Below are 12576 nucleotides of genomic sequence, written 5' to 3' on the forward strand. Positions count from 1 at the left end.
CCTTGTTCAGCGGCGGGGGAAGACGCGGGCGTTGGTGTGGAGGTAGCGGGCTCGGCCGTCGGTGAACTCGTAGAGGGCTACGGTCTGTGGGTCTTCGAGGGGATCGGTCGGTGGCATCAGGAAGTGGGTGTCGCTGATCGGGAGCAGATCGTAGTCCTGGCGCTCGGACTTGCCGAGGAAGCGGGCATGCATCGGGTCGATGGCGAAGCTCAGCCGCAACGCGTCGTCGCGTGCGGTGACCTCGAATTCGGTTCCGGGCCTGGCGTAGACGCCCTCGTACCGGGACAGGTCCAGCCGCAGCGCCGGGTCGGGCCGGGGCAGCGCCGGTGGTCCGGGCGCGCCGAAGGCGGGCAGGATCGCGTCGAAGACCTTCGCCGCGAAGGATTCCCGGGGTCCGCCGTTGGTGAGGACCGCCACCGCCAGATCGTGCTCGGGCACGATGCGCAAACGGGCATTCTGGCCGATGGTGCTGCCGTCGGTGGCGTAGACGGTTTCACCCTGCCAGTCGCAGACGATGAGCCCCAGCGCCCAGGCCGGACCGAACAGGTACGGATCGGGCAGTGGGACGCGGGAATTCATCATTTCGCGGAGGGTGTCCACCGAGAGGATCCGGGTGCCGTCGGGGCCGCGGCCCTCGTCGAGGAACACGTGGGCCAGCGAGAGCACGTCCCGCACGGTCGAATTGACGCTCCCGCCGGGACCGAAGGCTCGGGGCAGATAGGGGACCGGGGTCACGATCGGGCCCTCGTCCCGGGAACGCAACAGGTGGCCGGTGGCGGTGCGGGCCGGGTCCGCATCCTCGGGGCGGCAGGTGGTGTCGTCTTGCCGCAGTGGGCCGAACACCCGCTTGCGCATCACCTGGTGCCACGGCATCCGGTCGGCCACTTCGAGGATGCGAGCGAGAATCGCGTAGCCCAGGGCCGCGCTGTAGCCGTGCGTGTGGCCGAGCGGGAAAACCTGTGGGGCGGCGGCGATCCCGGCGACCATGCGCGCGTGGATGTCGTCGCCGTCACCCGGGTCGCCGTAGAGCTCCTCGATACCGTTGGTGTGGTCGAGCAGCTGACGTGGCGTCACCCGGGCGGTGACGTCGGTGTCGGCGACGCGGAACTCCGGCAGATACGCGCGGACCGGCTGATCCAGATCGACCCTGCCCTCGTCGACGAGTTGCAGAAAAGCCAGCGCGGTCCAGGTTTTCGTCATGGACCCGCATTGATAGATGGTGTCGACGGTGGCTGCCGAGCTGGTCGTGATGTCGGCGACACCGAGGGCGAATTCGGTCATCCGCCTCCGGTGCAGAATCCCGACGGCGGCACTCGGGATGCCGTATTCGGTCAGTAGTTCACGCACGTGTTCGCGCGCGGTGTGGATATCTGGCATGAGGTTCCTCAGCTGGCCGGTTCCACCGCGTTTGCGGTCATTCGGTGATCGAGGCCCGCACGTCGGCGAGCAGTGTCGCGCGGTCGATGCCCGCGACGGTCAGGGCGCGGGGCACCGTGCCGACCTCGGCGCGGAGAACGGCCAGCAACAGATGTGCCGGGCGCAGTTCGTTTTTCGAAGACGTGGTGGTCATGCGCTCGAGCGCGAGTTTGCCGGTGGCGCCCATAGTCGGGGTGCGGCCCGAGGGCGTGGGACGGGGCAGGTCCGCGACGCGCAACGTGACGCCCGCGACCGCGAGGCTGGCCTCGAATTCCCGATCCAGTGCCGCGTGCAGGGTGTCGTGATCGAGCCCGGCGGCCGCCAGCATGCGCTGCGGTTCGGTGCCGTGCTGCGCGGCGATGCCCAGTAGCAGATGCTGCGCCTCGACCGTGGCCGAACCGTCTTCCCGCGCCTCGTGCACGGCCCGCTCGTAGACCCCGCGAAAATATATGTCGAAGTCCTTGGTGGCGAATATCGACACGGTCAGCGCCTCCTCAAATTGACGCCCGCGGCGATGAGCCGCTTGACGTGTTTCTTGTGCACGGCTTGGCGGGTGACCCCGAGCGCCTCGGCGACCTGCGGCCAGCCCCAGCCCGCCCGCATGGCTTCTTCGACGGCGATGTCCTCGAGCCGATCGGCCAAGCGCCGCAAGGCGACCACCGCGGCGAGCCGTCCGGCGGGATCGGTGGAATCGGGGATCTCCAGATCGGGCATGGGAGCAACTCTAGTTGACTAAATCGAAATTAGTCAACCAAAGTTGCTTCGCCGAGGTGCTGTGGAAACGACGACACCCCCGCCCGAGGTGGGCGGGGGTGTCGACTGAATTCAATTGGTGACCAGGTGTTTTCGCCTCAGCAGGGCGCCTTGCCCATGGCCAGGATGGTGCAGGCGGTGTTCTCGGAGAGCTGCCAGCCGGCATCGGTGTGCTGCCAGCTCATCGGGACGCCGGGCATGGTGCCGTGCGGCGAGGAGATGGCGACCGAGGCATCGGCGTTGTCGCCGTTGGCCTGCACGCCCGAGACGGTCCAGCCGATGGTGCCGTAGTTGGCCAGGCCCTGGTTCATCTTGTCGATGTTCGCGCTGCGGGCGGCGCCGTTGACCATGAGCTGCGTCTTGTCGGCGGCCGGGATCGACGGGTCGGTGAAGCGGACGAGCACCGACTGCAGATCATCGGCGGACGGTGCGGCCGTGTCGGCGGCGGCGAGGCCCGCGCCCGAGGTGAGCGCGGCGGTGGCCGCGGCGAGGGCAAGGGTCAGGCGAACGGAACGAGCGAGCATGAACGGACGAGCCTTTCGATCATCGAGTGGGAATTACTGGCAGGCCGCGCGGGCCATGCCGAGGATGGTGCAGGCGCCGGCGTCGGAGAGCTTCCATGCGCCGTCGCTGTACTGGAAGGTCATCGGGACGTCGGGCATGGTGCCGTGCGGGGAGGTCACCGACACCTTGGCGTCGGCCTTGGTGCCGTCCTGCTTGATTTCGCCGACGGTGAACCCGACCTGGTAATGCGCAAGCCCCTGATTCATGGTGTCGATGTTTCCGAGACGCTTGTCGCCGTCGACGACTAGTTTGGCCTTGTCGGCAGCCGGTTTTGCCGGGTCGGCGAAGGCCGTGAGGACGCCCTGCAGGGCTTCCGCGGTCGGCGCGGGCGCGGCGGCGGCGACCGATGAGGACGTTTTCGAGGACGAAGATCCCTTGTCGTCCGAGCTGCAGCCGGTCAGAGTGGCCGTAACGGCGGCGAGGGCCGCGACGGTAGCCACGGAAACACGAAGCGTCCTGGAGGAAACACGGAGCGTCCGCGTGACGTTGCGCATACCAGGAGTACGACTGGTGGGAAGGAGCATCAACGGCACCTTTCGGCTCGGCAGGTGATCAACTCACCACAAACAGGTTAGGGCAGGCTAACATGTCCGTCCGGCCCGCTGGCCGCAGCCTAGATGTGATCACGACGAAACCATGTCGGAAAGCGAGAACGGTTAGAGCCCGGTAGCGTTGATAGACCGGGACTGGGAGGAGCAGCATCATGAGCCCCATCGAACATTCGGACTCGGCGGCCTGGAGGGAACTCGAGGCAGTACGCGCCGAGGCCGCTGCACTCCGGAGGCAACTCGCCGACACGCCGGATCGCACACGGGAATTGGAAGCGCGCGTCGATTCGCTCACGATTCGCAATACCAAACTGATGGACACCCTGAAGGAAGCGCGCCAGCAACTGGTCGCTCTCCGCGAGGAAGTGGATCGCCTCGGCCAGCCACCCTCGGGCTACGGTGTTCTCATCGGCTCGTATGACGATCAGACGGTCGACGTGTTCACTTCCGGACGCAAGATGCGGCTGACGTGTTCGCCGAATATCGACACCACCACCCTCACCTACGGTCAGACCGTGCGTCTCAACGAAGCGCTGACGGTGGTCGAGGCCGGCAATTTCGACGCCATCGGCGAGATCGGCACGCTGCGTGAGATTCTCGACGACGGCCGCCGTGCCCTGGTGGTCGGGCATGCCGACGAGGAGCGGGTGGTCTGGTTGTCCGGGCCGCTGTCCGCGCTGGTCGACATGGACGACCTCGAGGATCCGGATCGCCCCATTCGCAAACTGCGCCCGGGTGATTCGCTGCTGGTCGACACCAAGGCCGGGTTCGCTTTCGAGCGGATTCCCAAGGCCGAGGTCGAGGATCTGGTGCTCGAAGAGGTGCCGGACGTCGATTACCACGATATCGGCGGTCTCTCGCGTCAGATCGAGCAGATCCGCGACGCGGTCGAATTGCCGTTCCTGCACAAGGATCTGTTCCGCGAGTACTCGCTGCGCCCGCCCAAGGGTGTGCTGCTCTACGGTCCGCCCGGTTGCGGTAAGACGTTGATCGCCAAGGCCGTTGCCAACTCGCTCGCCAAGAAGATCGCCGAGGCGCGCGGTGAGGATGCCAAGGAAGCCAAGTCGTTCTTCCTGAACATCAAGGGTCCCGAGCTGCTCAACAAGTTCGTGGGTGAGACCGAGCGTCACATTCGGGTCATCTTCCAGCGGGCTCGTGAGAAGGCGTCCGAAGGTACTCCGGTGATCGTGTTCTTCGACGAGATGGACTCGATCTTCCGCACCCGCGGTTCGGGTGTCTCCTCCGATGTGGAGACCACCGTTGTGCCGCAGCTGCTCTCGGAGATCGACGGCGTCGAGGGCCTGGAGAACGTGATCGTGATCGGTGCCTCCAACCGTGAGGACATGATCGATCCCGCGATCCTGCGGCCCGGCCGCCTGGACGTGAAGATCAAGATCGAGCGTCCGGACGCCGAAGCGGCCATGGACATCTTCTCCAAGTACCTGACCGACACGCTGCCGCTGCGTGCCGACGATCTCGAAGAGTTCGACGGCGATCGCAGCAAGTGCGTGCAGGCCACCATCGAACGCGTGGTGGACCGCATGTACGCCGAGAGCGAGGACAACCGCTTCCTGGAGGTCACCTACGCCAACGGTGACAAGGAAGTCCTGTACTTCAAGGACTTCAACTCCGGCGCCATGATCCAGAACATCGTGGACCGGGCCAAGAAGTACGCCATCAAGTCCGTCCTGGAAACCGGCAACCCCGGCCTCAGCGTCCAGCACCTCTACGATTCGATCGTGGACGAGTTCGCCGAGAACGAGGATCTGCCCAACACCACGAACCCGGACGACTGGGCTCGTATCTCGGGCAAGAAGGGCGAGCGCATCGTCTACATCCGCACCTTGGTGACTGGTAAGAACGCGAGCGCCAGCCGCGCCATCGACACCGAGTCGAACACCGGCCAGTACCTGTAAGCCGGAAAGTCCAAGGGCCGCATCCGCTTCGGCGGGTGCGGCTCTTTTGTGTGTGGGTATGATTCTCGCGCGCTGAAGGTTTCGCACCACCGTACGGTTTGCCGGGGGTGGTGTCGGTGGGGAGGGGGACGGTGGAACTCGCCGAAGGGTCGATATTCGCCGGATATCGTATTGATCGCTGGCTCGGATCCGGTGGGATGGGGACGGTCTATCTCGCGACGCATCCGCGGTTGCCGCGCCAGGACGCGGTGAAGATCCTGTCGGACGAGCGGCAACGGGATCAGGCGTTCCGTGCTCTGTTCCTGCGTGAGGCCGAACTCGTCGCGCGACTGCAGCATCCGAATCTGGTGGCGGTGCGCGATCGTGGCGAGGACAACGGCCGACTCTGGATCGCCATGCAGTACGTCGACGGTGTCGATCTGGGTGTGCTGATCCGCCAGGGCCCGACGGTGCTGCCGCCCGACCGGGTCGTGCACATCGTGACCGAGGCGGCATGCGGACTGGACGCCGTACACGCGGCGGGGATGCTGCATCGAGATGTGAAGCCGACCAATATCCTCATCTCCACGCGACCCGGTGAGCCGGATCGCGCATTGATCACCGACTTCGGTGTGGCACGGTCGATCTCGGACACCACGACGGTGCACGGAGACGGCGGGATGCGCGGGACGGTGGCGTATGCCGCACCCGAGAGCATTCGTGGTGAGAGCGTCGATCATCGGGCCGACGTGTATGCCCTGGGCTGTACGCTGTTCCACGCCTTGACCGGGTCGGCGCCGTTCGTGCGGGACTCGGCGGGAGCGGTCATGCACGCGCATCTGTACGAGCCGCCACCTCGGCCCTCGGAACGGAATCCGTTGGTGCCGCGGGCCTTCGACGCGGTGATAGCGACCGCGCTGGCCAAGAAGCCCGGCGACAGATACGTCGGTTGCGGCGAGCTGGCCGCGGCTGCGCGGGCGGCGTTGACGGACACCGGTGTTCGACCTTCGACCGTGCGGAAGCTACTGGGGCGCAGGCTGGTTCGCCTCGGATTGGGCGTCGCGTTGGTGCTGGCGCTGGTGGTCGGGGTGACCGTGTTCGCCGTGACGGGGCGCGGCCGGCCGGAAGCCTCGGCGGTGCACACCCGGCCACCGGTCACCGGCACCACCATGTCGGCCGAGTGGGGCGGATATGCCTTTGTCGTGCAGGCGTTTCCCGATCTGCTACCGCCCACACCCGGCGACGGCGGCTATCGCAATGTGACGTCCTGCACGGCTTACGACGCCAAGGCCGGTGAGGTGGTGTCGTTCGATAATCAGGGTCAGGTGGCTCAGCTGAACTGCCTGGGCGATCTCGATCCGGTGTACGGCGTGACGGCCACCTGCAACAGGGACCGATCGCCCATGAAGGTCGGGGTGTCGCTCGGGAATCCCGAAGGTGACCAGGACTGGTCACGCGGTTCCAGCAGCGGCCACCTGTTCTGGGGGAAGGCGGTGTTTCCCGCCTTCGGGTCCTTCGTGGACGGGAAGGCCGTGGGCTTCCTCGATGTGTACTTCAACGATGCGAGCCGGAACTTCTGCATGCTCACCGTGAGCGGCCTCGACGTTTCGGGGACGCAACTGCGCGACACTTGGTGGGCCGATGCGCCGCTGTGAACTCAGTCGCCCGCGTCGATCGCGGCAATGGATGCTCCTGATGGTTCTGGTCCTCGGCGTCGTCACCGGTTGTGTCGTTCCGGGGCACTCGGTTCCGCAATTCATCGATCCGAAGACGCTCGACGTCGGTGAATTCGGCACCGAACCGCTCGCCGAACCCGCCGGAAACGAAACGTACGGCCGCGCGGTGGAATCCGCGCGCATGGGCGAGGTCATGCTGGATCCCGCCGAAGTGGACCCCACGCTGCGATACACGGTGACCGCCTACAGCCTGCTGCCGCTGCCGACTCCGGCCACCGCCCGCATGCTGCTGGCAGGCCCGGTCCGCGATACCCTCGCGAAGGAGGGAATGGTGGCCGGATGTGCGGTCATCGCCACCGACGTCAACAAAACCGGGGCGGAATTGCCGGTCGGGGCGGGCCGGGTACTGAGCACGATCGTGCTGCGCTTTCCGGACGCGGATTCGGCAGGCCGAGCCGCATCCGCGATCGACAGCATCGACGCCGGGCTCAATGCCGACAATGTGTCCCTGACCATCCCCGGTTACTCCGGCGCCCACGCGCACTGGCGCCCCGCGGTGCCGACGATGGCGGCCACGGTTGCCCACGACGACTACGTGGTGAGCCTGCTCATCGGCTATGCCTCAACCGATTCGGCGGCCATGGTGGGCATGGCGGCGAAGGCATTCGATGTGCAGCTCAATCGATTGCGCGGATTCGGCGCCACCCCGATCGACCAATTGGCGCACCTGCCCCTGGATCAGGACGGAATGGTTCGTCGCCTGTTGCCCGCAGCTCCGGGGCGATGGACCTATCCGACCACGGTGACGTCCACGACCAGTGGTGATGCGGTCTGGAACACGCGAGCGGTGGGCATGGGCATGGTGTTCCGGGAACGTGGTGTCTCGCTGTGGATCCTGGACGCTGCGATCCTGCGCGGAGCCGACATGCTGACCCGGAATTATTTGCACATCTTGACGCGATACGCCAGTCCGACGCAGGCGCGGGCCGCCTTCACCGATGCGGCGCGCCGTGACGGCGTCAGGTCCAACGTGCACAAGATCGACGGCCCGCCAGGGTTGCCCGACGTGGAATGTGCTGCCCCCGTGCAGAAGGGCAGCAACTATTCGTGTCGAGTGCTCTATGGGCGCTATATCGCGACCCTGCTCTCGCGGGATGAGAAGACCATCCGCCAGAAGGCGGCGGCCCAGTATGCGCTGCTGGTGAACGCCGGATAAGCCCGTGTCACAGGACTTTCCCCCGGGAACGATATTCGCCGGCTATCGGATCGAACGTGTGCTCGGCCGCGGTGGTATGGGCGTTGTTTATCTGGCACGGCATCCGCGACTGCCCCGTTATGACGCGCTGAAAGTACTGCCGCACACACTGAGTGCCGATCCGGAGGGCCGGGCCAGATTTCTCCGTGAGGCGGAATTGGCCGCGCGGCTGGACCATCCGAACATCGTGGCGGTCTGGGATCGTGGCGTCGAGCGCGGATACCTGTGGATTGCCATGCAGTTCGTCGCGGGCATCGACGCCGATACCCTGCGGCGGAACTTCCCCGCCGGGCTGGATCCCGATGTCGCGTTGCGTATCGTGCGTGAGGCCGGGCGCGGGCTCGACGCCGCACACCGGGCGGGCATGCTGCACCGGGATGTGAAACCCGCGAATATCCTGCTCGAGGATGGGCCCGGCCTGCGATCGACGGGCGGTGATCCGTTCGCCGGGGTGTACGTCTCGGATTTCGGAATCGCCAAGGCCGTCGCCGACTCGGTGGCCTTGACCAATCCGGGCGAGCTGCTCGCCACCCTGGCGTACGCCGCGCCGGAGCGGCTCACCAACGAGATGGTCGACCATCGCATCGACGTCTACGCTCTCGGCTGCACGCTGTACGAATTGTTGACCGGCGCGCACCCGTTTCCGGCGGGCAGCAGTGTCGAGATGATGACCGCGCATCTGCACGCGCCGCCACCCAGGGTCACCGATCGGGTGCCAGGCCTACCGTGGGCGCTGGATGCGGTTGTCGCCCGCGCTCTGGCCAAGGATCCGACCCAGCGGTACTCGTCGTGCGGGGAGTTGGCCGACGCCGCGGCCACGGCCCTGACGGCGCGTCCGCCGTCGGCCGACCTCGTGGATGCGCCCCCGTCGGTGCGAGGGCGGCTACGTCGCTGGCCGCGCGGTATGCGCGGTGTACTGGCAGCCGGACTGGGATCCGCGGTGGTGGCCGGAATCGCGTTCGGCGCCAGTGTGTTCGGCCACGATGACACGGGGCGCGTCGATGCGGCCGCGACCAGTTCCAGTGCTGCGGTGTCGCCGGGTCCTCGCGGTTGGGATAAGCAATATCAGCCCGTGATCGCAGCGTTCCCCGGTTTCCTGCCTGCCTCGCCACTGTCATCCGGATACGCGGGGATGCAATGCAGTACCGATTCCATAGCTCCGACGACGCCGACCACCACGCCGTCGGCCGAGGTCACCACCCTGACCTGCCGGGGCAATAGCGATCCGATGGATCTGCTGGTGGTTACCTGCACTCCCGATCGCTCGCCCGCACGACTGGAACCGGATACCTCCTACACCCAGATCGGCAACCAGCAGTGGCAACGCTCCTCGGGACAGGGGCATATGCAATGGGGCGAGGTCGCCAACGGAACCGGAGGACGTGAGGGCGCGCTGCACATCCAGTTCGACGATCCCGCCCGCAACTTCTGCGAACTGACAGTCGCGGGCGGCGCGACCGGACAGGAGCTCATCGACCGCTGGTGGCAACCGTCGCCACTGTGAATCCTGGTGTTGCGGATCAGCTTCCGGGGACGAAGCCCGGGTAGACCCAGTGTTTGACGCCGCCGCCGGGGGCCAGGTAGCCGGTGAAGTTCGGGAAGTTCATCGGCAGCGCCTTGAGCTGATGCGGGTTGCCGTCGGCGTCGGCTTGGAAGCAGCTGGTGGTGACGCCATGGAAGGCGGTGCAGACGATGCGGGTGCTGTTGCCGTAGGGCGAGGTCAGGCGGGCCTTGTCCACCAACGGGTTCCAGTAGTCGAGGTCCGACGGGGTGAGGAAATCGTGGGCCTCGAAGACGGCGATCGGGCTGTTGGGCTGCAGCACCGGCCAGTCGTCCGCGCTGGCTGTGCCCGTGCCGGCGGCGAGGGCGGCGGTGACGACAGCGGCGGCGGTGGCCGCATGGGTGACGCTTCGGGTGATGGTGCGCATGTACCTCTCCTTGGAACGTCCTTTGATGTCGATCATCGATAGGTGCATCGGCGGGCGTGCGGCGGCCGTAACGAACCACGCGCCAGGCGTGACGGTGATCACATTGGTGAGGTCGCCCGTCGGTCTGCCGTAGCCGGGTGAATTATGTTCGCGCCCCTGATGTTTGGGGCAACGCCTCCGCAAAGTCCGGTTAACGCCCACCTGTATTGACACGATGACCAGTTTGTCCTTCCGTTTGGACGGAAGTCGGGGATGGGTTTCGATGCGAGGAGAGAAATGAAGGCCAGATCTGTGCTGTTCGGCGTGTTGGCCAGTGTTCTCGTGGTGGGAGTGAGCGGATGCTCGGGCAGTTCGTCAACTCAGGCCGGGTCGTCGAGTACGACGGTTGCCGCGACCCAAGGGACGGCAGTGCCTACGCAGGGCAACCAGTCGGCACCGGCCCCCACCCAGGCGCCGGGCACGCAGGGCGGCAATCCGGGTGCGGGGGACGGGAATTCGCCGCAGCCGGTACCGGGCACCGGTGGTGCGACCGACGCCCCGCAGCCCACGGTCGTGCCGGTGACCACGAATCCGGCCCCCAACGGCAGCGGCCACGGGCTGTGTTTCGACCTCAATTCCGGGCTCGCCAACCAGGCGATCAAGAGCCTCGCGCCGACCGGCAACGGCGGGTGGAGTAATCCGTACGCGAGCAACGACCCGATCTCGGCGGGCTGCGATGGCGTGCTGTCGTGGATGACGGTGGAATCGGGCAACATTCACCCGTACGTCCACGTCCTGTTCTTCACCAACGGCACCTACCTGGGCACCGCGACATCCAGCCCGTACGGCTACACCGAGGTCGTCGGCAAGACCGCGAATACCGTCTCCGTGCAATACAAGTGGGCCAAACCCAACGACGCCCTGTGCTGCCCGACCGGCGGCCCCAGCGTCGTGACCTTCACCCTCTCGGGCGGCAAGGTGGTCGCGAAGGGCCAGTTCCCGCCGAGTAATTGACGGTGCTACGCCCTGCGGATGCGGCGGTAGGTCGGCACGGCCGCCGCCGCGGTGGCGAGATGGCGTGCCACGTCCGGGATTTCGTGAGTCTGCAGGGCTGCGATCGTCAGCCGCAGGTGGTCGGTATGCGGATTGTCGGTGACCTCGAACGGGCCGCCCGGCGCGGCCTTGATGCCCGCGGCGGCCAAGGAGATCAGCGCGGCGTTCTCGTCGGCCACGGGGAACCACACGTTGATGCCGTCGCCACGGGGTAGGTCGATGTCGTGGCGGGAGAGCGCTTTTCGGAGTGCTTCGGAGCGGTTGCGGTAGACGGTGCGGGCGTCGGTGACGGTGGCGCGGGCGGTGTCGTCGGTGAGCATGTGCAGCAGGACACGCTGTAGGAGGCGGGAGGACCAGCCGGGGCCGAGCATGCGGCGTTCGATGAGCGGGTCGAGGTGGGCGGCGGGGCCGCCCACCGCCGCCAGACGCAGGTCTGCGCCATGGGATTTGGAGTACGAGCGGATGTGGACCGTGCGGGTCGGCAGGCGCGTGGTCAGGGAACGCAAGGGGGAGTGGGTGATTCCGGCGCTGTGATCATCCTCGATGATCAGCGGGGCGGCTCCGGCGACCACGGCGGCGTCGGCCAGCACGTCGGCGAGTTCGCGGACGCGCTGCGCAGTCAGGGAGGCCCCGGTCGGGTTCTGGGCGCGTGGTTGCAGCAGCACGGCGACCGGAGTGTGTGCGGCCAGCGCCGCTGCCAGGCGGTCGGGTCGCATGCCGGAGCGGTCCACCGCCACCGGCACCGGTCTTCCGGCGAGGCGGGCGAGCATGTCCAGGAACGGCGGGAAGCAGGGGTCCTCCACGATCACGGCGTCACCGAGGTGCACGTGGGCGGACAGCAGCCGGTCGATGGCGTCGAGGGCGCCGTCGAGCACGGTGAAGCGTTCGGCGCGGGCGGGCCAGTCGGCGCGGATGGTGGCCTCGAGCGCGGGGAGGACGGCCTCGCCCAGGTAGGTGGCCGACAGGTCGTCGAGGCGGTCGTCCCCGGTCGCGTCCGTGCCGCCGAGCGCGCGCAAGGCGGCCGTCAGATCGGGCAGCAACGTGGGGTCGGGGGTGCCGCGCGAGAGGTCGATGCGAAAAGCGTTGTCCGACTGCGGGTGTAACCGTTGATAGCGGCCGACGGCCGGGGCGGGGCGCGGGTGTGGGCGGTCCTCGACGAAGGTGCCCGCCCGGCCCCGGGCCACGATCGCCCCGGCCGCCGCGAGCGCCCGCCAGGCCTGGTTGACGGTGGCGGGGGAGACCCGCAGTTCACGGGCCATCTCACGGACCGTGGGCAGCCGGGTGCCGGGTGGTAGCGCGCCGGAGCGGATGCGATGGCTGACGGCCGCGGCGATGCCGGTGGCGGTGCGGTCGTGGGCGGCCGCCGCGAGCGACGCCGCGCTGTCGTTCGGCGTGTCGCGGGTGGCGGCGGTGTCCTGGGGGGTGGCGGTGTCTGTCGAGATGGCATCGTCCCCGGCCGCGTGTGGTGGTCCGAGTTCGGTTGTCACAGCGTCATTCTGCGTGCCCGGT

General features: G+C 67.1%; 12 protein-coding genes. 5 read left to right on the forward strand and 7 right to left on the reverse strand.

The annotated features are described in order from the left end of the window. Positions 1-6: 6 nt before the first annotated feature. The 5 genes from ACYVN4_RS23355 to ACYVN4_RS23375 form a co-directional block, all read right to left on the reverse strand. The gene (locus ACYVN4_RS23355; RefSeq protein ID WP_460724122.1) at positions 7-1377 is read right to left on the reverse strand and encodes a serine hydrolase domain-containing protein; all 1371 of its coding nucleotides are present in this window, start codon (positions 1375-1377) and stop codon (positions 7-9) included. A gap of 37 nt (positions 1378-1414) precedes the next feature. Further along, entirely contained in the window at positions 1415-1897 is a 483-nt protein-coding gene (locus ACYVN4_RS23360) for a Clp protease N-terminal domain-containing protein (protein ID WP_460724123.1), read from the reverse strand. 2 nt (positions 1898-1899) lie between these two features. Then, positions 1900-2130 (reverse strand): hypothetical protein, encoded by a 231-nt coding sequence (locus tag ACYVN4_RS23365; RefSeq protein WP_460724124.1) that lies wholly within the window; start codon positions 2128-2130, stop codon positions 1900-1902. Between the two features lie 137 nt (positions 2131-2267). Further along, positions 2268-2693, reverse strand: a complete 426-nt coding sequence (locus ACYVN4_RS23370; protein ID WP_460724125.1) for a hypothetical protein — start codon at positions 2691-2693, stop codon at positions 2268-2270. A 33-nt stretch (positions 2694-2726) separates the two neighbouring features. Further along, the gene (locus ACYVN4_RS23375; protein WP_460724126.1) at positions 2727-3173 is read right to left on the reverse strand and encodes a hypothetical protein; all 447 of its coding nucleotides are present in this window, start codon (positions 3171-3173) and stop codon (positions 2727-2729) included. 263 nt (positions 3174-3436) lie between these two features. Here ACYVN4_RS23375 and arc point away from each other — a divergent pair, with 263 nt between their 5' ends. From arc to ACYVN4_RS23395, 4 genes are all read left to right on the forward strand, one after another. Next, positions 3437-5197: a proteasome ATPase gene (arc, locus tag ACYVN4_RS23380; RefSeq protein WP_460724127.1), complete on the forward strand. Its 1761-nt coding sequence runs from the start codon at positions 3437-3439 to the stop codon at positions 5195-5197. A gap of 131 nt (positions 5198-5328) precedes the next feature. Beyond that, on the forward strand, positions 5329-6831 hold the full coding sequence (locus ACYVN4_RS23385; protein ID WP_460724128.1) for a serine/threonine-protein kinase: 1503 nt from the start codon (positions 5329-5331) through the stop codon (positions 6829-6831). Between the two features lie 40 nt (positions 6832-6871). Next, complete coding sequence (locus ACYVN4_RS23390; protein ID WP_460724129.1) at positions 6872-8068, forward strand: DUF7373 family lipoprotein; 1197 nt, start codon at positions 6872-6874, stop codon at positions 8066-8068. A gap of 4 nt (positions 8069-8072) precedes the next feature. Next, positions 8073-9611 (forward strand): serine/threonine-protein kinase, encoded by a 1539-nt coding sequence (locus ACYVN4_RS23395; RefSeq protein WP_460724130.1) that lies wholly within the window; start codon positions 8073-8075, stop codon positions 9609-9611. Positions 9612-9627: 16 nt separating this feature from the next. On the opposite strand, the gene ACYVN4_RS23400 is transcribed toward ACYVN4_RS23395, so the two are convergent. Then, the gene (locus tag ACYVN4_RS23400; protein WP_460724131.1) at positions 9628-10035 is read right to left on the reverse strand and encodes a hypothetical protein; all 408 of its coding nucleotides are present in this window, start codon (positions 10033-10035) and stop codon (positions 9628-9630) included. A gap of 408 nt (positions 10036-10443) precedes the next feature. Between ACYVN4_RS23400 and ACYVN4_RS23405 the strand changes: the two genes are divergently transcribed. After that, complete coding sequence (locus ACYVN4_RS23405; RefSeq protein ID WP_460724132.1) at positions 10444-11028, forward strand: LppP/LprE family lipoprotein; 585 nt, start codon at positions 10444-10446, stop codon at positions 11026-11028. Positions 11029-11033: 5 nt separating this feature from the next. Here the strand turns inward: ACYVN4_RS23405 and ACYVN4_RS23410 are convergent, their stop codons facing one another. Further along, entirely contained in the window at positions 11034-12554 is a 1521-nt protein-coding gene (locus tag ACYVN4_RS23410; protein ID WP_460724133.1) for an aminotransferase class I/II-fold pyridoxal phosphate-dependent enzyme, read from the reverse strand. Positions 12555-12576: the final 22 nt, after the last annotated feature.

This window comes from Nocardia heshunensis (assembly GCF_054782115.1).